The organism is Pseudovibrio sp. Alg231-02 (assembly GCF_900143565.1).
Lineage (GTDB): Bacteria > Pseudomonadota > Alphaproteobacteria > Rhizobiales > Stappiaceae > Pseudovibrio.
The window spans coordinates 271,960-290,835 of sequence record NZ_FREX01000003.1 but is presented as its reverse complement, the minus strand read 5'-3'; the positions used below and the strand labels follow the sequence as shown (position 1 = coordinate 290,835).

The following is an 18,876-nucleotide window of genomic DNA, read 5'->3' as shown; positions in this document are numbered from 1 at the left end:
ACAAGAAATCCTCAGATTGAGAAAGCAGAGTATGACTCGACTGATTTTAGCGAGCGGAAGTAAAATTCGCGCGACTCTCTTAGAAAATGCAGGCTTAATTTTCGATCGCATTCCAGCAAATGTTGATGAGCGTCAGATAGAAGAGCCATTACTTTCCACTGGTGTGGATCCAAAAGTGATTGCAGCTAAATTATCCGTTGCGAAAGCGAAAGAAGTTTCTGCCCGAAATCTTGGTGCTTACGTCGTTGGCGCTGATCAGATCCTGGCATTCGAAGGAAAGCGCCTCGTTAAGCCAGAAGATCTGAACGCAGCCCGCCAGCAACTCATGAGCTTTTCCGGCAAAAGTCATGCTCTTCATTCAGCTGCATGTGTCGTCAAAGATGGCGAAGTTGTCTGGGAAGGCATTTCGACGGCAATTCTGAATGTGCGTGAGCTATCAGAAGATTTTCTGGATTGGTACATTGAGCGAACCGGAACCGAAATACTCTCCAGCGTCGGTGCTTATCAGCTGGAAGCTGAAGGCGTGCAGCTCTTTGACAAGATTGAAGGCGATTATTTCACAGTGTTGGGGCTGCCTCTCCTGAGCCTCCTCTCTTTCTTGCGCGAGATTGAGGTTTTGAAAAAATGAGGAACGCAGCTGTCACAGGTCATCCGATTGGCCACTCAAAGTCCCCTCTGATCCATAGTTATTGGCTCAAACAACATGGCATTGAAGGCAGCTATATTGCGCAGGATGTGCCTCCAGAAACCGCCGAGAGCTTTTATGGCTCTCTGGCCGAGCATGGGTTTGTTGGTTGCAACGTAACCATTCCTAACAAAGAGCACGCCTATAACTCAGCCGAAAAGCTGGATGATGCAGCTAAGATGATTGGCGCTGTAAATACGCTTTGGCTGGATGATGCTGGTGTTCTAAACGGCTCAAACACCGATGGCCTCGGTTTTCTGGGAAATCTCGACCAGATGCTGCCAAACTGGGATAACAATGGGCACAAAGCCATAGTTCTGGGTGCTGGCGGTGCTTCCCGTGCTATTATCTGGGCGTTGCTGTCCAGAAGATTCACAGAGGTGTATATTGCTAATAGAACCTTGGAAAAAGCACAGAAACTAGCTGATCATTTTGGATCAAATACTAATGCGATTACTTGGGATAGCTTGGGGGCAAAGCTTGGAGAAGCTGATGTCTTGGTCAACACAACCTCTCTTGGTATGATCGGACAGCCTGAGTTAAGCATTACTCTTGATAACCTGTCGAAATCAGCGGTGGTGACGGATATAGTTTACTCTCCGTTACAAACCAAACTGCTTCGGGATGCTGCAAAACGTGGTAATCCGACGGTGGATGGTCTGGGAATGCTGCTTCACCAAGCTGTACCGGGTTTTGAAAAGTGGTTTGGAGTTCGTCCTGAAGTTACCAGTGAACTTCGTGAGATGATCCTGAAAGAAATGGGGCTTGCCTGAATGGTTATTCTCGGCCTGACCGGCTCAATTGGAATGGGGAAATCAACCACCTCAAAGCTCTTTGCAGAGGCCGGAGCCGCTGTCTACGATGCAGATGCTGCCGTTCATGCGCTTTATGCTGGCAAAGCAGTTGAGCCCGTCGGCAGTGCCTTTCCCGACACTGTTAAAGATGGCCGCATCGACCGGGAAGCACTCGGTAAGATCGTCTTTAACGACAAAGCAAAGATGATGCTTCTGGAAAGCCTCATCCACCCGCTCGTTCAGGAAGTTGAAACCGAGTTTCTTGAGCAGGCCAAAAAAGATCGCCGCAAAGTTGTTGTTCTCGATGTGCCTCTCCTCTTCGAAGTTGGCAAACATCACAGTGTTGATGCGGTTGTCGTCGTTTCTGCACCATATGATGTGCAGCGTCAGCGCGTTCTTGAAAGACCGGGCATGACACCAGAGAAATTTGAGGCTATTTACGCAAAACAATTAAACGACGCAGAAAAACGCAAACGAGCGCATTTTATTGTTGAGACTGGCCGAGGCATTGAACCGGCCCGTCGTGCAGTAGGTGCCATCATGCGCGCTGTGTCTTCTATCGCTTCCAGAACGGTGTAATTATGCGCGAAATCTCCTTCGATACTGAAACCACAGGCCTGAATCCGCTTGATGGGGATAGGTTGGTTGAAATCGGCGGAGTGGAACTCATAAATTTCATTCCAACGGGCCGGACCTGTCATCTTTACGTCAACCCGCAACGGGATATGCCAGAAGAAGCCTTCCGTATTCACGGCCTTTCTGCTGAGTTCCTTTCAGACAAACCGCTATTTGTCGATGTCGCTGATGAATTTCTTGATTTTGTTGGAGATTCCCGTCTGGTCATTCACAACGCTCCATTCGATATGGGCTTCATCAATATGGAGCTTGGGCGTTGTAATAAACCAAAAATCCCAAATACGCAGGTGCTGGATACTCTAAAGCTCGCACGCAGAAAATTCCCGACCGGATCAGTGTCGCTGGATGCTTTGTGCTCGCGCTACAGCGTGGATAACACAAAGCGCGTATACCACGGCGCGCTGCTCGATGCGGAGTTGCTGGCCGAAGTTTATCTGGAGATGAACGGCGGGAAGCAAAAAAATCTCGGCCTGATGCCAGATGATGAAGCAATTGACCTCGACAGCATCAGCGATGATCAGCCAAAACAACGCATCGCAGCAAAACAGCGTCCTGTCGCCCTCTCCCCTGCCCTATCGGAAGAAGAGATTGAGGCCCACGCCAAGTTCCTTGCTGGCATGAAATCTGATCCTGCCTGGAATAAGTATCTGAAGTAGGTTCCAAATCAAAAGCGCTCCAAAAATCTGAAGCGCTTCAAACATTTATCAGAGCATGGATGGCAAAACGCGATCCGGTGGACGGTGCCCATCCATAAAGGCTTTGATATTGATGATGACCTTCTCACCCATATCAATACGCCCTTCAATAGTCGCAGAGCCCATATGAGGCAGCACGACCACTTTGTCTGAGGCGACAAGCTTCGGGTTGATAGCTGGCTCGTGCTCAAACACATCAAGCGCAGCCCCTGCCAGCTCACCAGCTTCGATTTGGCGTATCAGCGCATTCTCGTCCACGATCTCACCACGAGCGGTGTTCACGATGTATGCATCAGGTTTCATCAGCTTCAAACGACGTGCGGAAAGCAAGTGGTAAGTTCCTGGCGTGTGCGGGCAATGAATGGAGACGACATCCATACGCGCAAGCATCTGATCCAGACTTTCCCAGAAAGTAGCTTCCAGCTGCTCTTCAAGCTCCAGAGGCTCGCGAATTCGATTGTTGTAATGGATAGACATACCAAACGCTTTTGCGCGTCTGGCGACCGCCTGACCAATCCGGCCCATGCCGATAATGCCCAGACGCTTGCCCCAGATCCGGCGACCCAGCATCCAGGTTGGAGACCAACCATCCCATTCCTTGTTCTCAATCTTTCTCATGCCTTCAGAAAGACGACGCGGAACGGCAAGGATGAGCGCCATGGTCATGTCGGCGGTGTCTTCAGTCATCACACCAGCGGTATTGGTAACAGCAATACCGCGATTGTTGGCGGAGATAACATCGATATTATCAACACCATTCCCGAAGTTGGCGATCATTTTCAGATTAGGGCCAGCCTGAGCCAAAACCGAAGCATCAATGCGGTCAGTAACAGTGGGGACGAGAACATCAGCAATTTTGACAGCTTCCACAAGCTCGGCCTGTGTGAATGGCTTGTCTTGCTCATTCAATCGTGTGTCGAAAAGCTCGCGCATGCGTGTTTCAACAACATCCGGCAGCTTCCGCGTCACAACCACAATAGGCTTCTTTTTTGGCATCGTCCCCGCCTTCTGTCAAAAATTCGAAGTTTTTTAACCCTGCCCTAATCACCATATGAGTCAATGACTCAAAGGTCTTACAGGCTGTTAAAGTTTCATTACCAAATGTTCCGGTGAAAACAAGACTTGTCAAACACGTCTACATCTAATAGCAGCCACTATCGGAAATCGCGAGATCTAAGGTATGATACTTGTGTCTCGATTTTAGTGAAAATTACGGATTAGCCTACGGGAAGTTTTGGTATCGCTATGAAAAATAAAAGTTTTCGTGCTCTTGGTGCCCTTGCAGCTGCTTTTCTATTATTCCTCTTTGTTTCCCCATTCGTAATCACCTCACAGGCGCAGTCTGCGGGTTCTGGTGTCTCAGGTCTCCCGGTTCCGCGTTTTGTCAGCCTCAAGTCTGATAGAGTGAACGTTCGCAAAGGTCCAAGCAGAAATCACGATATTGGCTGGACTTTTATTCGCAGCAGGCTGCCGGTTGAAGTTATTCAGGAATATGACGACTGGCGCCGCATCCGTGATTGGGAAGGCAAAGACGGTTGGGTTTTCAAAACCCTGCTGACTGGCTACCGCTCTGCACTGGTAACGCCTTGGCTGGAAAACACAGTAGAAACCACCCCTCTGCGCAAGCGCCCCGGCCCGAATGAAAAGGTCATCGCCTTTCTGGAGCCACTGGTGCTTGCTGGTGTCGTTGAGTGCATAGACGGCTATTGTCGCATCTCCGGCAAAGATTTTGAAGGTTGGATTGATCAGAGCAGACTGTTCGGCGTTTACAAAAACGAGACAATCAATAACTGATCCTCACAGATCATGATTTCAAAAAGCCTCTGAATTTTCTCAGAGGCTTTTTTATTGTTCAATTGAGTAATCAAGAGAAACCTAGATGGTTTCCTTTTCGCGCATCAGCTTCTCAGCAGTTTTAAGCTCTTCCATACGTGGCATCGAAACGATGTTATAACCGGAATCCACAAAGTGTACTTCACCAGTCACTCCGCCAGACAACTCTGAGAGAAGGTAGAGACCAGAACCACCAAGCTGTTCGGTTGTAACAGTCTGCTTCAGCGGAGAGTTTGCCTGCTGGAAGTTGAACATCAAACGAGCGTCAGAGATACCTGCCCCAGCCAGTGTACGCACAGGCCCTGCAGATATAGCATTCACGCGGATGCCCTGCTCGCCAAAGTCCATAGCCAGGTAGCGTACGGATGCTTCCAGTGCGGCCTTGGCAACGCCCATGACGTTATAGTTTGGCATCACGCTGGTCGCGCCCCCATACGTCAGTGTCAGAATGGAACCGCCGTTCGGCATCAAATCAGCCGCTCGCTTTGCAATCTCTGTGAAGGAGAAACAGGAGATCTGCATGGTGCGGGCAAAATTATCACGGGAAGTGTCTGCATAACGGCCACGCAGTTCAGACTTGTCTGAAAACGCGATCGCGTGCACGAGGAAATCAATGCTCCCCCATTTTTCTTGGAGCTGAGCGAAAACCTTGTCCACGCTATCAATGTCTTCCACATCACATGGAAGAAGCATATCGCATCCAACACTGTCTGCCAGTGGTTTTACGCGTCGGGCGAAGGCGTCACCTTGATAGGTAAACGCCATTTCTGCACCCTGTTCTGCAAGAGTTTTGGCTATGCTCCAGGCAATGCTGTGGTCATTGGCAACGCCCATAATCAGACCACGCTTGCCTTGCATAAGCTTGCTCATAGAAAACTCCTTTAATCAAAAGTTAAAGGAGCTGAGCAAGCTCAGAACCTCAAACTCAGTCTTTGTATCGCTTAAACACGACGGTCGCGTTGGTGCCGCCAAATCCAAAGCCGTTTGAAAGAACGCAATTCAATTCTGCATTATCTACGCGTTCTCTTACGATTGGCATATCCTCAAAATCCGGATCCAATTCTTCAATATGAGCAGAAGCCGCAATGAAGTTGCCTTCCATCATAAGCAAAGAGTAGATCGCTTCATGAACGCCTGCAGCACCCAAAGAGTGACCAGAAAGCGCTTTAGTCGCAGAAATTGGCGGAACCTTGTCACCGAACACGGCGCGGATCGCTTCAATCTCTTTGATGTCACCAACAGGTGTAGAGGTTGCATGTGGATTGATGTAGTCAATGTCACAATCAACGTCTTTAAGCGCAATCTTCATGCAGCGAGCGGCGCCTTCACCACTTGGTGCAACCATGTCGTGACCATCAGAAGTCTGACCGTAACCCACGATTTCCGCGTAGATTTTTGCACCGCGTGCTTTTGCATGCTCAAGTTCTTCAAGAACCAGCACACCGCCACCACCAGCAATAACAAAGCCATCACGGTTCTTGTCATATGGACGAGAAGCCGTAGACGGAGTGTCGTTGTACTTGGATGACATTGCGCCCATAGCATCAAACAGGTTGGAGAGTGTCCAGTCCAGTTCTTCGCCACCGCCAGCAAATACCACGTCTTGTTTACCCCATTGGATCAGCTCATAGGCATTACCAATACAGATATTGGTTGTCGCACAAGCTGCGGAAATGGAGTAGTTGACGCCGTGAATTTTAAATGGCGTTGCAAGCGTAGCAGAGTTCGTAGAGCTCATAGCTTTCGGAACAGCGGTCGGCCCGATACGGCGTGGGCCCTTTTCACGGGTGATATCCGCAGCTTCAACGATCGCTTTGGTGGACGGGCCACCAGAACCCATGATCAGGCCAGTGCGGTCATTGGTAACCAGATCTTCGGAAAGACCAGCATCTTCAATGGCCTGCTCCATGGCAATGTAGTTCCATGCAGCGCCTTCACCCATAAAGCGAGAGGTACGACGGCCAAGTTTTTCCAATGGGTCCAAGGTAGGTGCGCCATGAACCTGACAACGGAAGCCGAGCTTCTCGTAGTCTTCAGCTGCAACAATACCGGACTTACCTTCGTAAAGGCTTGCTTTCACTTCTTCAGCATTGTTGCCAAGAGGAGAAACAATACCCATACCAGTAACAACCACACGCCTCATCTAAGGTCTCCCGTGGGTTAAGCGGTCCAATCGGACCCAATTCCAAAAAAGGGTTCGTCATTCCACATGACAAACCCTCGCATAATTTGATTACTTATTTTGCTTCGTCTTGAAACAGACCAACACGTAGGTCTTTCGCAACAAAAATAGTCTCGCCGTCAGCTTTTACCCAGCCATCAGCAATTGCCAGTTTCAGGCGGGAGCGCATAACGCGCTTCATATCAACACCGAATTCCAGCATTTTTACGTCAGGAGTAACCTGACCTGTGAATTTAACTTCACCGGTAGAAAGTGCACGACCACGACCTGGCTCGCCGAGCCAGCCAAGATAGAAGCCAGTCATCTGCCACAGAGCGTCCAAACCAAGACAGCCAGGCATAACAGGATCGCCCTGGAAGTGACATTCGAAGAACCAGAGATCTGGATTAATGTCGAATTCAGAACGAATTACGCCTTTGCCGTACTCGCCGCCTTCCTCAGAAATTTCGGTGACGCGATCAAACATCAGCATAGGAGGAAGTGGCAGCTGTGCGTTGCCTTGGCCAAACAGCTCACCGCGACCACAGGCCAGCAGAGCTTCTTTATCGTAGCTTGAACGCTTCTCGTGCATTCTATTCCCGCATAATTTGTCGTTTGTTTGAGGCCAGAAAAACGTAGGGTTCACCTTACCTAAACGTAACGATGGTTCTAAGTATTAACTGTTCGGGCCTTCCTAGCACACGAGCCCGAATATCGAAAGAGCGATGTATGTGAGTTTGCGTGTGCTCAATGTACGCAGTTGTGTTAAACTTATACTATTCTTATTATTGTTATAAGCAGTCCGGTTAATCCTGCTTGGTTTTAGCTTGATGTATCAAGGGTTATGCTCCCTTATATTGAGAGTGCTTGGGTGCAGGTCAATAGGTTGCTTTTAATCTAATGCTGGTAGAATTGGTGCGTAGGTGTTAAAACATCAGCACCCTAAAGAACTAAAGTAGGAAAAAATGAGCTCGCAGATTGCTAACGAACATCAAGATGTAACAGGGATGCTAAGAGACGCAGGTCTGCGCCCTACACGTCAGCGCGTGGCACTGGCTGAGCTTCTTTATTCTCAGGGTAATCGCCACATCTCGGCGGAAGTCCTTCACGAAGAAGCTATCCTTGCGAATGTGCCCGTCTCTCTGGCGACAGTTTACAACACACTTCATCAGTTCACTGAAGTTGGTTTGCTGCGTGAAGTTGCTGTTGAAGGAACAAAGACTTACTTCGACACCAACACTTCTGAGCATCACCATTTCTTCCTGGAAGATGAGAACCGTGTAATCGACATTCCAGACAGTGGCCTGACACTAGACAACTTGCCAGTTCCACCTGAAGGAATGGAAATTTCCCGCGTGGAAGTGGTTGTTCGTCTCCGTAAAAAGCAGATGCATTAAGAGCCTCTGCTTTTTCTCAGGCAACTTCTTTCAAGATTTTCTCTTTGCTTTTGCAAAGATCATAGATGATGCAGCGATCGCACGCCGGCTTGCGCGCCTTACAGATGTAACGGCCATGTAGGATCAGCCAGTGGTGTGCGTGCTGCATAAAATCTTGCGGAATTATCTTTTCCAGTTTCAACTCAACATCCAGCGGTGTTTTGCCGGGGGCAAGCCCTAACCTGTTTGCAATCCTGAAGAGATGCGTGTCTACCGCAATCGTAGGCTGCCCAAAAGCAATATTCAGTACCACATTTGCTGTTTTACGGCCAACACCCGGCAAAGCTTCCAACTCCTCACGGGTTTGCGGAACTTGCCCACCATGATGCTCAATCAGCATTTGTGAGAGCAAAAACGTATTCTTTGCTTTGTTTTTATAGAGCCCGATTGTGCGGATCTCTTCACGGATCTTATCTTCTCCAAGAGCAACCATCTTCTCTGGCGTATCTGCAATCTGGAAGAGATGTTTCGTTGCTTTGTTCACCCCGGCATCTGTTGCTTGAGCGGAAAGCACAACAGCAACCAGCAGCGTGAACTCGTTGGAATGATTAAGCTCCCCTTCCGGTTCTGGATTGTCTTTTTCAAATGCCGCAAAGATTTCGTAGATCTCGGCTTTAGAATACCTTGATCTAGAAACCGGCTTTTTGCGTGTACTGGAAGAAGATGCAACCTTCTTTGTTTTGGTAGCGTCAACCATAGGACTCTCGAAGGAAATAAGTGACTTTGCGTAGGCTTTGAAAGCTCTATACTCTTAAGCGATAAAGAGTAGCAATGAAACAGAGTGCGAAATAGCACCAATGCCCCATGATCTTCAAAAGCGGGAGCCTTATCCCCCTTTCTTTCAGGCTGTTCTAACCCCGCACCGCTCACTGTCCCGCCGGGGCGTGAACATCGTTCTTTGGTGCGCTGGCTTGATTGCTGGCTTTTATTCGCTCGTGCTTGTTCTGATGGGATTATGGCCCGCGCCTATCCTCCTATCATTACCTGTTCTCTTTCTCTGGCTCGCGTTCAGGCACAACTTTGCGACGGCTGAAACCTATGAGGAAATCAGCGTTTCCCCGCTTGAGGTCAGATTGAAACACGTCACGTACAAAGGCGACGTGCAGGAGTATGTACTCAATCCGTTTCACATGAAACTCCATATCGAACGGGATGATGATGTTGGAGTTACGCGCATTTTGGTGCGTTCTGATCAACTTTTCCTCATTGTTGGAGCGTTTTTGAACCCGGATGACCGGACAAGTTTCGCCTCTGCGTTTTCTCAGGCAATCCACTCCGCACGCAATCGTGGGTTTGATCATGCCTGAGCCTGAAATACACTGTTCCTATGTACTCGCGTTTCGGGTGGCTCTCAGGCTGAGGATCATCTAGATTTCACCTAATGAGAAACGAAATCTAAGAGCCGTGAATCAAGATGTTTAATGCAGCCAATCTCGCAAATGGCACGTTTGTAGAAGACAGTTCTGCTCTTGAGGACTATCGTGTCGTCCAGAAAACCCTTCAAGGCATCTCCGAGAATTGGAGGGAACAACCCTCCCTTGAAGAGCTTGCCTACAGCGTTGGCCTTCAGCCAATTCAGCTTCAACGGGTGTTTTCAAGATGGGCAGGCATTACACCCAAGCAATTCTTGCAAGCCATCACCATCGATCACGCACGCGCTCTTTTACAAGATTCCGCTAGTATTCTGGAAGCCTCGCTCGAAGTTGGCCTCTCAGGCCCCGCCCGTTTGCATGACTTGTTTGTAACCCATGAGGCGATGACGCCCGGCGACTACAAACGGCGTGGTGCGGGCGTAAAAATCAGTTGGGGCTTTCACCCCTGCCCGTTTGGGATCGTCCTGCTGATGGTAACAGAGCGTGGTCTGGCAGGCCTTGCCTTTGCCGATGCCGGCGAAGAGGCAAAAGCACTTGCTGACATGAGCGAACGCTGGCCAGCCGCTGAGTTTGAAGAGAACCAGCAACTCACCGCTCCTTACGTCTCCCGCATCTTCGAGCCAAATAAGTGGAAGGAAGATCAGCCGCTTCGTGTTGTCTTCATTGGAACGGACTTTGAAATCCGCGTTTGGCAAACGCTTCTGAAAATTCCTTTAGGCAAGGCTACCACATATTCGGAGATCGCGAATAACCTCGGTAATCCCAAAGCCTCTCGTGCTGTTGGAACAGCCGTTGGAAAGAACCCGCTGTCCTTCGTCGTTCCGTGTCACCGCGTCCTCGGGGCAAAGGGCAATATGTGTGGTTACCACTGGGGCATCACTCGTAAGCGCGCCATTCTGGGCTGGGAAGCTGGCGTTTCCGGCGTTCTGGATGGCATTGCTGCCACGGGCTAATCGTTTCACGTCCGATTCAATCTCAGGCAACAAAAAAGGCGAGCACAAGGCCCGCCTTTTTCATTTGAAAATCAAATGACTTACAGGTCAAATCCAAGGATCTTGCCAACTGTAAAGACGTCCTTGTCACCACGACCACAAAGGTTCATGACGATCACTTTGTCTTTGTCCATCTTAGGCGCCATCTTGATCACCTGAGCAAGCGCATGGCTTGGCTCCAGAGCTGGAATGATACCCTCAACGCGGGTCAGCATCTGGAATGCATCCAGAGCTTCCTCATCAGTCGCAGGCACGTAGTTCACACGGCCTGCATCCTTCAGCCAGGAGTGCTCAGGGCCGATACCAGGATAATCCAGACCTGCTGACACGGAATGTCCTTCAAGGATCTGTCCGTCATCATCCTGCAGCAGATAGGTGCGGTTACCATGCAGTACACCCGGCTTACCTGCGTTCAGCGAGGCACAATGTTCTTCACCCTGAAGGCCTTTACCACCAGCTTCAACGCCGTAAATCTCAACGGATGGATCATCAAGGAACGGATGGAACAGGCCAATCGCGTTAGAGCCACCACCAACTGCAGCAACGAGAGCATCTGGCAATTTGCCTTCTGCTTTCATCAGCTGTTCTTTGGTCTCTTCCCCAATCACAGACTGGAAATCACGAACCATCTCTGGATAAGGATGCGGGCCAGCAGCTGTGCCGATCAGGTAATACGTGTCATCCACGTTGGTTACCCAGTCACGTAGCGCTTCATTCATCGCGTCCTTAAGTGTACCAGCACCCGCAGTAACGGGAACAATTTCAGCACCCAGAAGCTTCATGCGGAACACGTTCGGCTTCTGACGCTCAACGTCGGTAGCACCCATGTAAACAACGCATGGCAAACCAAAGCGCGCACAAACTGTTGCGGTCGCAACACCATGTTGACCAGCGCCGGTTTCCGCAATGATACGGGTTTTACCCATACGTTTAGCCAGCAGGATCTGACCAATACAGTTGTTGATCTTGTGGGACCCTGTGTGGTTCAGCTCATCGCGCTTAAAGTAAATCTTCGCGCCGCCCAGCTCTTCTGTCAGGCGTTCAGCGAAATAAAGCGCAGATGGGCGACCAGTATAGTGGGTGTTCAGGTTTTCCAGCTCTGCCGCATATGCTGGGTCAGCCTTCGCGTCACTGTAAGCCTTTTCTAGATCCAGGATCAAAGGCATGAGCGTTTCAGCTACGAAACGACCCCCAAAATCACCAAAGTGGCCGCGATCATCCGGACCGGAACGCAATGTGTTGGCTTGCTGGTTCATTAATTCTTCCCAAATTCACTCGGCAACGCTGCGCGCTTCACGCACAAAAGCCTCAATCAACTCGATGTCTTTAACGCCCTTCTCGCGTTCGACGCCGGATGAAACATCGACATCACTCACTCCGGAGATTGCCAAAGCTTCGCGGACGTTTTCAGGGCTTAAGCCGCCAGAAAGCATGATAGGCTTTCCAAGTTCTAGGCCTTGTAGCAGTTTCCAGTCAAAGCTGACACCATTTCCTCCCGGAATATCGGAATTTTTTGGTGGTTTTGCATCTAGAAGAAATCTGTCTACGTGCGGAATATAGGGCGTAAGTGCCTCCACGTCTTCTGCAGAAGAAATCCCGCAGGCTTTCATAACAGGAACACCAAAACTCTCGCGAATTTCTGAGCAGCGCTCAGGGGTTTCACTCCCGTGCAGCTGCAAAACATCTGGTGAGATGGTGTCGACAATTTCCTTCAGGCCTGCATCATCCATGTTCACAGTAAGTGCAACAATTTGCGTCTTACCGCGCACGTGGTCTGCCAGCTCTTTGGCTTTAGCCATGGAAACATAGCGCGGACTTTTCGGAAAAAAGACAAATCCGATCATATCGACTTGTTCTTTCGTAACCGCGTCCGCAGTTTCCTTCGTAGAGATGCCGCAGATTTTTATCATAGCGGAAGAGACCATATTTGCACCGTGTTCAAGCAATACCAGAATGACCGTTAGACCAAAAATATCGGGGTTTGTCACCCTGTTCTGGTCATTTATGGAACCTGAACTGGACGGGACCAATGAGAAAATCTGGAGTTTATCGCGGTCATCTGATGACCCTTGGTATATGTGGAGCACTCGTCGCTTTTGCAAGCAGCTCCCCAGCACAGACAGTCTACCAGCACCAGCCACAAGTGCCCATCGGGTTTGATCAGGCATGTGCAGGCACTTATGCAGTTAAGCCATTGAAGTCAGGTGTGCTTAACCTTCGTACCGGCCCCGGAACCAATTACAACGTCATTGGCCGCCTCATCCCAAATCAAGCAATTAACATCGCCGATTGCAAAGGCAACTGGCTCGGCATCCGCGACGCCCAAACCTCCGAACAAATCGGCTGGGTTTACAAAGGCTACATGCGGCGCGTCTAACCGACGCGCTCACTCCTCATTGTCAGCTTCTCAACTCATCTCCTTGGTTGAGAAGCTTCAGCATTCACATCCCCATCAAAATGCAGAATAGCAAGGGCTTCGTTTTTGTGTTGAAGCGCCTTGTCTCTGAAGTACTGCTCTAGATCAATCCGCTGTGCAGCTGCCTTCTGACTGTCTACCTCAAACCAATCACCCTCTGCGTTCTTCCGGAGGGCGATGAAGTGCGCACCTGCTCCAACAACCAGACGATCTACATCAGCATCGCTTGTGATTTCTTTGACCTTGTCGACGTTCTTCTGCAGGTCAGCTGGTGTTTTCGGCTTATCTAAAAAAGTGTCTTTCAGGTCTGGAAGTCCAAGATCTTTCTGTTTTGATTTCATGATCGCAATGGCTGAATGTGGGTCTGAGCCTCGCTCGCGGATGTAATCAGCGGGCGATACACCCCCTAAGAGCTGCTCAAACTGTTTTTTTGCGGCCTTACGATAGAAACCTTCAGGATCCTTCGACTTCTCTCTGAGCATGTCTTCCATTTTCAGGCCAGGATAAAAATTCTTTAACTCACTAAAGAGTTGCCTGTCATCTTGAGCTTTAAAACCCTCGACACTGGTTGCTAAGAGACCATCCTCCATATCTTGAGGGGTGATAGCGCCAAAGCCAAGACAAGCATTGATTGAATGCTTAAGGCAGAACATCCCATCCTGTTGCTCGCAGTAAAAATCAGGATTTGGGCCAGTTGGCGTTGCTCTTGAATCGACGTTGTTCCGGATACCTTTTGCTCGGTGCTTGTACCGAATTTCATTCTTTTTGAGATGGTGCGGCGTCGGTTTAGGGGCACTGAGCATGTTATTGTAGAATGCTTGTGCCTGCAGGTAGGCATTGTTAAGAACTGGAAACAGCGCTTCGGCTAAAAGAACCCGGTTTGGGTCTTTAGAAACAAGCGTAAGATTTATTTCCCTAATTTTGTCAGTGATTTCGCTGAGATATTGTCCAAGCTGCCTTTGTTTTTGAGGATCTTTGATGTCTGTTTTATTTTTCCTCAAGAAGGCCGCCTTGGCGGCTATTCCTTTGACTTTGGCTCGGCACTCATTAGCGCCTTGTCTAAGCAACTCTTCTTGCTGCTGAGCGGCTATAGCTCCATCATAAATGTCCTGAGCTTGCTGTAGGTAGCCGTCTAATTTCGGCATTAACTGTGCTGTAAGCTGAATTCGGTTTTCTTGGCTGGTAGCAAGGGTCCCGCCGATTTCGCTAATGAGTTCACCGATTTGTGCCAGCAAAGCTGCATATCTCTGCTGTTTTGCTGGGTCCGCAATTTGTGGTTGCTGAGCTTCCAGTTTCTTCTCTGTGCGCTGTGCAGTGTTAAGCGCTTTACGATATGCGGAGGCTTGTTGTCGCTCTTCTGCAATGCGTTGCTCATCGTGTTGTTGCGAGGAGCGTTGTGCGTTACTTGCGTTCGCCTGATCAATACACGCTTGCAGATTACTTGCCATACCATCCAGCTGTACCAGTTCTGCACGCGCATCACTGACTTTGTCTCTTTGGATCAAGTCAGAAATCATGCTGTCTAGCTGATCAGCCAGGAGTTTATAAGTAGCGAACTCTTCAAGCTGCTTCTGGTCTTGAATAATTGCTTCCTGGCCGAGAAGGTTCTTAATACGGCCCATCATCGCTTGATGCTCAGCCTTAACCTGATCAGCCGCGTTTTTAGTCTGTTGAGCTTGAGACTGCGGTGTTCCGGATTGATCACCGCCGGTACTAGCTGCTTGTGCAGATTCAAGTAAAAACTCCATTGAAGTTATTGCTGATGAACAGGTTTGCAGCTTCCCTCTTGCTTCCTGAATTTTGTCAGTAGCTACATATTGCAGGCCTTCAGTAATGTAAGATTGTGCTGCTGCTGCAAAGTCCATGAACTGCTTGGAGATCTGAGGGTCGGTGAGTACACCTTTGTTTTTTGAGATTCTGCTAAGCTCAACTTGCGCGGCTTCCAAGTCTCCACGGCATACGTCCAAGTCTTGTTGATGACCATTCTGTTGCCCGGCATCACCTGGGTTTGTAGTGAAGGAGTCGAAAGACTCAGAAATGCATAGGTCTATTTCCCGCTGTTTTCCTCTCAGTGTAGCAATGTTGCCCTTCACTTTCTCTTCAGCAGCTCTGCCGTCGCCATCTATGAGCACTTCAGTGTCTGCTACAATGTTGATTGCTGTCTGATAGTGCTTTTCAAATTCTCTCTTGGCAGTTTTATCCGGAATCGAATTAATCTGCTGATAGCTTAACTGAAGGTCTATCTTACACCCCTTCAGTTCACGGGCATATTTGGGATCTAAAGGTGCCCAGTTATTGGTTCCAGTCGCATATTCCAGTTGCTCGACAAGATGATCGATTGACGCAAGAACAGGTCGCGCTTCTTTGATTTGTTCTTTTTTAAGCAACCCTTCAGCCGTCTTGATCTCCGATTTGGCCTGTTTGTGCTGGTCTTCGAATACTTTTCTGGCCTGTTTGTCGGCGATTGTTTTTCGAATCTTATATGCGTTCGCCATGCGAGTTTTCGCGTCACTTACTGCAGCTCTGGCGCTATTCAGATCATCTGCCTGTTTTCTGACGACAGCAATTAGCCCTTCCATTCCCTTCAGATTGGATTGTGTCTGGAACAACAGATCATCTGCTTGTTCAAGATTACCAGTGAGAATATGCTTGGCGATCTCTCCGATGTTCCATTCAGCCTGCTTATGAATCTCATTGAAGTACTGCTGTTGTTCTGGGGTATGAATCTCTTTTTTCAATGATCCATAGAAGGCCAGCCGACTTGCACTTTCTTCCAATTCTTTTTGTTGTTTGGCAGTTGAAAGATCCTGCTTAGCTGCCCCATTCCTCGCACCACCGCTTTCACGGGTGAAGAGGTTTCCCATTGCATCAAGAATAGCAGCAACGTCATCCAAAGCTTCGTTTGCATCAGCAACATTGGGGACTTTTAGATAATTATCCGCGAGGGTCAGATAATCCTGACAGTTCTTATAAAGAGGCGCAAAAGTATCAATTTGTGCCTGAGTTTTGAGGTTCTTCTTCTCTGCAGCGTATTTCTTGAGGGCCTTCTTGTAGTTGGCACTCTTCTGTTTGCAATGAGCTGCAATTTTGGCAGGCGTCGGGTCACCATCATATGCATCAAATGGCCAGGAGTATTCTTTGTGAACCTTCTGTGCCCATTGGTATTCAGCAACTTCAATTGTACCCTTAGCCATAGATCGACTCCCAGCTTCAGTCTTTCATTTTCGGGCTCAACATATCTATAAATACGTATCCGGTTCTTCTGCATTTAGGAGGCAGGGTGAAGAGAGGTTTTCAAGGAAACAAAGAGTTTTGCGAGAGATGTAATTAATATAATTTCTTTCAGATAGAAGTGTAGTTCCATCAGAGGCTTAGGGAATAAAAAAGCGCCGCAGAAGCGACGCTTTTTCTGATCTCACAATTCCGTCAGACCTAAGTGATGTTGTAGGCCGCAATAGCTGCCATATTGAAGATCTCGCTATCCTTGGCACCCATCGGTACAATCTGAACCGGCTTGTCCATGCCAACCAGCAGTGGGCCAATAAGTGTTGATCCGCCAAGCTCTTCCAACAATTTCGTTGCGATGGAAGCGGAGTGGAATGCAGGCATAATAAGCACGTTTGCAGGTCCATTCAGACGGCAGAACGGATAAGCCGCCATCTTCTCCATGTTAAGTGCAATATCTGCACCCATCTCACCATCATACTCAAAGTCCACACGGCGACGATCAAGGATCTTAACGGCTTCCTGAAGGCGCTCAGTCCGCTCACCTTTCGGATGGCCAAATGTGGAGTACGCCAGCATAGCAACGCGTGGTTCAGAACCAAGACGGCGGGCAACATGCGCTGCTTCTTCCGCAATATCCGCCAGTTCCTCTGAGGTCGGCATGTCATGAACAGCCGTGTCGGCCACAAGAACAGTTTTGCCCGGTGTCACAACAAGCGAAACACCAATCACGCGGTGCCCCGGTTTGGTATCAATACAGCGGCTGACGGTTTCCAGTGCAACGGAATAGTTTCGTGTTGTTCCCGTTACAACGCCATCAGCATCGCCACGCGCAACCATAATGGACGCCCAGTAGTTACGGTCATTGTTGACGAGACGCTGACAATCACGTTGCAGATAGCCTTTACGTTGTAGGCGAGAATACAGATATTCTGCGTAATCCGCATTGCGGGTGGAGGATCGCGCACTTTCAAGGCGAATGCCCGGGCGGTTCACATCAATACCGGCAGATGTCGCATTGGCGCGGATCTCATCTTCACGGCCAACAAGAATCGCTTCACCCAGCCCTTGCGCAACAAAGGCAGAAGCTGCGCGAATAACCGCTGGCTCTTCCCCTTCCGCAAACACAATGCGCTTCGGATTTTGACGCACTTTGGAGATGATCCGCTGCAAAGTACCGGCAATCGGGTCACGACGACCCTGTAGCTGCGCACCATAAGCATCCATGTCTACAATCGGACGACGTGCCACGCCGCTATCCATCGCAGCCTGTGCAACTGCTTGAGGAATGCGGGAAATCAGACGAGGATCAAACGGAACCGGAATGATGTATTCGGGACCGAAACGAGGACGGCTGCCACGATAAGCTGCTGCCACTTCATCAGGAACATCTTCACGAGCCAGTTCTGCAAGCGCTCGAGCGCAGGCAACTTTCATCTCATCATTAATGGTTGTTGCATGAACGTCCAACGCCCCGCGGAAGATATACGGGAACCCGAGAACGTTGTTCACCTGGTTCGGGTAGTCAGAGCGACCTGTTGCAACAATAGCATCCGGACGAACTTCCTTGGCTTCTTCCGGCGTAATCTCAGGATCCGGATTCGCCATCGCAAAGATAATTGGGTCCGGCGCCATGGTCTTCACCATGTCAGGTGTCAAAGCGCCCTTGACGGAAACACCAAAGAACACATCGGCACCATCCAGTGCGTCTTCAAGGGTGCGCTTGTCAGTCTTCACAGCATGCGCACTCTTCCACTGGTTCATTCCAGCTTCACGACCCTGATAAATCACACCTTTTGTATCGCAGAGAAGAACGTTCTCATGCGGAACACCCATCGCTTTAACAAGCTCGATACAAGCAATGCCAGCCGCGCCCGCGCCATTACAGACCACTTTCACATCTTTGATGTCGCGATTTGTCATATGAACCGCGTTGATCAAGCCCGCTGCTGCGATAATAGCAGTGCCGTGCTGATCATCATGGAACACCGGAATGTCCATGATCTCACGAAGACGCTGCTCGATGATAAAGCAATCCGGTGCCTTGATGTCTTCAAGGTTGATGCCGCCGAAAGAAGGGCCGAGGTGCTTTACAGAGTCGATGAACTCCTCAACGTCGGAAGTGTCCACTTCAAGGTCAATGGAATCCACATCAGCAAAGCGCTTGAAGAGAACTGATTTGCCTTCCATCACCGGCTTGGAAGCCAATGCGCCAAGGTTTCCGAGGCCAAGAATGGCAGTACCGTTGGAGATAACCGCAACCATGTTGCCTTTGGTGGTGTAGTCGTAAGCCTTGCTTGCGTCTTCTGCAATTGCCAGCACAGGAACAGCAACGCCAGGAGAATAGGCCAGGCTCAGGTCGCGCTGAGTGGCCATTGGCTTGGTTGGCGAGATTTCAAGCTTGCCCGGTTTACCTTCGTTATGGAAGGCTAACGCGTCTTGGTCAGTAAAGCTGACCTGCGAGCTTGCTGTTTTATCAGTGGTTGGCATGCGAAAAATTCCTCACCCTCAAGCGCAGTGTTCTTTTCAAATATCACTGGACGACATTATCCCCGTAAAATCTCGTTCTCAAGCTGTGAACTAAACTGACACGGGTGAAACACATAGAACCATTTGCTAGTGTCTGCGCC

18 protein-coding genes are annotated in these 18,876 nt (G+C 49.4%); 9 read left to right on the top strand and 9 right to left on the bottom strand.

The features are described 5' to 3' along the window. Nucleotides 1-31: 31 nt before the first annotated feature. Genes DHN43_RS10805 through dnaQ form a run of 4 tightly spaced genes read left to right on the top strand, consistent with a single transcriptional unit; the run spans nt 32 to nt 2,771 of the window. Nucleotides 32-628 (top strand): Maf family protein, encoded by a 597-nt coding sequence (locus tag DHN43_RS10805; RefSeq protein WP_108818594.1) that lies wholly within the window; start codon nt 32-34, stop codon nt 626-628. After that, entirely contained in the window at nt 625-1,458 is an 834-nt protein-coding gene (locus DHN43_RS10800; protein WP_108818593.1) for a shikimate dehydrogenase, read from the top strand. The genes DHN43_RS10805 and DHN43_RS10800 overlap by 4 nt, the downstream gene beginning before the upstream one ends. Beyond that, nucleotides 1,459-2,058, top strand: coding sequence for a dephospho-CoA kinase (gene coaE / locus DHN43_RS10795; RefSeq protein WP_108818592.1), 600 nt, complete (start codon nt 1,459-1,461; stop codon nt 2,056-2,058). Nucleotides 2,059-2,060: 2 nt separating this feature from the next. Further along, complete coding sequence (dnaQ, locus tag DHN43_RS10790; protein ID WP_108818591.1) at nt 2,061-2,771, top strand: DNA polymerase III subunit epsilon; 711 nt, start codon at nt 2,061-2,063, stop codon at nt 2,769-2,771. A 48-nt stretch (nt 2,772-2,819) separates the two neighbouring features. On the opposite strand, the gene DHN43_RS10785 is transcribed toward dnaQ, so the two are convergent. Continuing rightward, nucleotides 2,820-3,806: a 2-hydroxyacid dehydrogenase gene (locus DHN43_RS10785; RefSeq protein WP_108818590.1), complete on the bottom strand. Its 987-nt coding sequence runs from the start codon at nt 3,804-3,806 to the stop codon at nt 2,820-2,822. A gap of 249 nt (nt 3,807-4,055) precedes the next feature. Here DHN43_RS10785 and DHN43_RS10780 point away from each other — a divergent pair, with 249 nt between their 5' ends. Then, on the top strand, nt 4,056-4,604 hold the full coding sequence (locus DHN43_RS10780) for an SH3 domain-containing protein (protein ID WP_108818589.1): 549 nt from the start codon (nt 4,056-4,058) through the stop codon (nt 4,602-4,604). Nucleotides 4,605-4,685: 81 nt separating this feature from the next. Here the strand turns inward: DHN43_RS10780 and fabI are convergent, their stop codons facing one another. The 3 genes from fabI to fabA form a co-directional block, all read right to left on the bottom strand. Then, on the bottom strand, nt 4,686-5,513 hold the full coding sequence (gene fabI, locus DHN43_RS10775; protein ID WP_108818588.1) for an enoyl-ACP reductase FabI: 828 nt from the start codon (nt 5,511-5,513) through the stop codon (nt 4,686-4,688). Nucleotides 5,514-5,568: 55 nt separating this feature from the next. Further along, a complete protein-coding gene (gene fabB / locus DHN43_RS10770; protein ID WP_063286233.1) occupies nt 5,569-6,786 on the bottom strand; it encodes a beta-ketoacyl-ACP synthase I in 1,218 nt (405 codons plus the stop codon). A 94-nt stretch (nt 6,787-6,880) separates the two neighbouring features. Beyond that, entirely contained in the window at nt 6,881-7,396 is a 516-nt protein-coding gene (gene fabA, locus DHN43_RS10765) for a 3-hydroxyacyl-[acyl-carrier-protein] dehydratase FabA (protein ID WP_057463202.1), read from the bottom strand. Between the two features lie 373 nt (nt 7,397-7,769). On the opposite strand from fabA, the gene irrA reads away from it, so the two are divergent. Continuing rightward, nucleotides 7,770-8,201, top strand: a complete 432-nt coding sequence (irrA, locus tag DHN43_RS10760; protein ID WP_057463201.1) for an iron response transcriptional regulator IrrA — start codon at nt 7,770-7,772, stop codon at nt 8,199-8,201. Nucleotides 8,202-8,217: 16 nt separating this feature from the next. Here the strand turns inward: irrA and nth are convergent, their stop codons facing one another. Beyond that, on the bottom strand, nt 8,218-8,937 hold the full coding sequence (gene nth / locus DHN43_RS10755; RefSeq protein ID WP_063286235.1) for an endonuclease III: 720 nt from the start codon (nt 8,935-8,937) through the stop codon (nt 8,218-8,220). Between the two features lie 100 nt (nt 8,938-9,037). On the opposite strand from nth, the gene DHN43_RS10750 reads away from it, so the two are divergent. After that, nucleotides 9,038-9,547 carry a DUF2244 domain-containing protein gene (locus tag DHN43_RS10750; protein ID WP_208980764.1) on the top strand — a complete coding sequence of 170 codons (510 nt, stop codon included), beginning with the start codon at nt 9,038-9,040 and terminating at the stop codon, nt 9,545-9,547. A 107-nt stretch (nt 9,548-9,654) separates the two neighbouring features. After that, nucleotides 9,655-10,566, top strand: coding sequence for a methylated-DNA--[protein]-cysteine S-methyltransferase (locus tag DHN43_RS10745; protein WP_063286236.1), 912 nt, complete (start codon nt 9,655-9,657; stop codon nt 10,564-10,566). Nucleotides 10,567-10,646: 80 nt separating this feature from the next. Here the strand turns inward: DHN43_RS10745 and trpB are convergent, their stop codons facing one another. Further along, complete coding sequence (gene trpB / locus DHN43_RS10740; protein WP_108818587.1) at nt 10,647-11,861, bottom strand: tryptophan synthase subunit beta; 1,215 nt, start codon at nt 11,859-11,861, stop codon at nt 10,647-10,649. Nucleotides 11,862-11,876: 15 nt separating this feature from the next. Next, nucleotides 11,877-12,593 (bottom strand): phosphoribosylanthranilate isomerase, encoded by a 717-nt coding sequence (locus DHN43_RS10735; protein ID WP_063317119.1) that lies wholly within the window; start codon nt 12,591-12,593, stop codon nt 11,877-11,879. 41 nt (nt 12,594-12,634) lie between these two features. On the opposite strand from DHN43_RS10735, the gene DHN43_RS27290 reads away from it, so the two are divergent. Further along, nucleotides 12,635-12,982 carry an SH3 domain-containing protein gene (locus DHN43_RS27290; RefSeq protein WP_208995209.1) on the top strand — a complete coding sequence of 116 codons (348 nt, stop codon included), beginning with the start codon at nt 12,635-12,637 and terminating at the stop codon, nt 12,980-12,982. Nucleotides 12,983-13,017: 35 nt separating this feature from the next. Here the strand turns inward: DHN43_RS27290 and DHN43_RS10725 are convergent, their stop codons facing one another. After that, nucleotides 13,018-16,215: a hypothetical protein gene (locus tag DHN43_RS10725; protein ID WP_108818586.1), complete on the bottom strand. Its 3,198-nt coding sequence runs from the start codon at nt 16,213-16,215 to the stop codon at nt 13,018-13,020. A 238-nt stretch (nt 16,216-16,453) separates the two neighbouring features. Continuing rightward, entirely contained in the window at nt 16,454-18,736 is a 2,283-nt protein-coding gene (locus DHN43_RS10720; protein ID WP_108818585.1) for an NADP-dependent malic enzyme, read from the bottom strand. Between the last annotated feature and the right edge of the window lie 140 nt (nt 18,737-18,876).

Coding starts and splice junctions, on each gene's coding strand:
- dnaQ (WP_108818591.1), top strand. CDS start 2,061: ATGCGCGAAATCTCCTTCGATACTGAAACCACAGGCCTGAATCCGCTT.
- DHN43_RS10750 (WP_208980764.1), top strand. CDS start 9,038: ATGCCCCATGATCTTCAAAAGCGGGAGCCTTATCCCCCTTTCTTTCAG.
- DHN43_RS10780 (WP_108818589.1), top strand. CDS start 4,056: ATGAAAAATAAAAGTTTTCGTGCTCTTGGTGCCCTTGCAGCTGCTTTT.
- fabA (WP_057463202.1), bottom strand. CDS start 7,396: ATGCACGAGAAGCGTTCAAGCTACGATAAAGAAGCTCTGCTGGCCTGT.
- coaE (WP_108818592.1), top strand. CDS start 1,459: ATGGTTATTCTCGGCCTGACCGGCTCAATTGGAATGGGGAAATCAACC.
- DHN43_RS10785 (WP_108818590.1), bottom strand. CDS start 3,806: ATGCCAAAAAAGAAGCCTATTGTGGTTGTGACGCGGAAGCTGCCGGAT.
- DHN43_RS10805 (WP_108818594.1), top strand. CDS start 32: ATGACTCGACTGATTTTAGCGAGCGGAAGTAAAATTCGCGCGACTCTC.
- DHN43_RS10725 (WP_108818586.1), bottom strand. CDS start 16,215: ATGGCTAAGGGTACAATTGAAGTTGCTGAATACCAATGGGCACAGAAG.
- fabI (WP_108818588.1), bottom strand. CDS start 5,513: ATGAGCAAGCTTATGCAAGGCAAGCGTGGTCTGATTATGGGCGTTGCC.
- DHN43_RS10800 (WP_108818593.1), top strand. CDS start 625: ATGAGGAACGCAGCTGTCACAGGTCATCCGATTGGCCACTCAAAGTCC.
- fabB (WP_063286233.1), bottom strand. CDS start 6,786: ATGAGGCGTGTGGTTGTTACTGGTATGGGTATTGTTTCTCCTCTTGGC.
- trpB (WP_108818587.1), bottom strand. CDS start 11,861: ATGAACCAGCAAGCCAACACATTGCGTTCCGGTCCGGATGATCGCGGC.
- nth (WP_063286235.1), bottom strand. CDS start 8,937: ATGGTTGACGCTACCAAAACAAAGAAGGTTGCATCTTCTTCCAGTACA.
- DHN43_RS10720 (WP_108818585.1), bottom strand. CDS start 18,736: ATGCCAACCACTGATAAAACAGCAAGCTCGCAGGTCAGCTTTACTGAC.
- irrA (WP_057463201.1), top strand. CDS start 7,770: ATGAGCTCGCAGATTGCTAACGAACATCAAGATGTAACAGGGATGCTA.
- DHN43_RS27290 (WP_208995209.1), top strand. CDS start 12,635: ATGAGAAAATCTGGAGTTTATCGCGGTCATCTGATGACCCTTGGTATA.
- DHN43_RS10745 (WP_063286236.1), top strand. CDS start 9,655: ATGTTTAATGCAGCCAATCTCGCAAATGGCACGTTTGTAGAAGACAGT.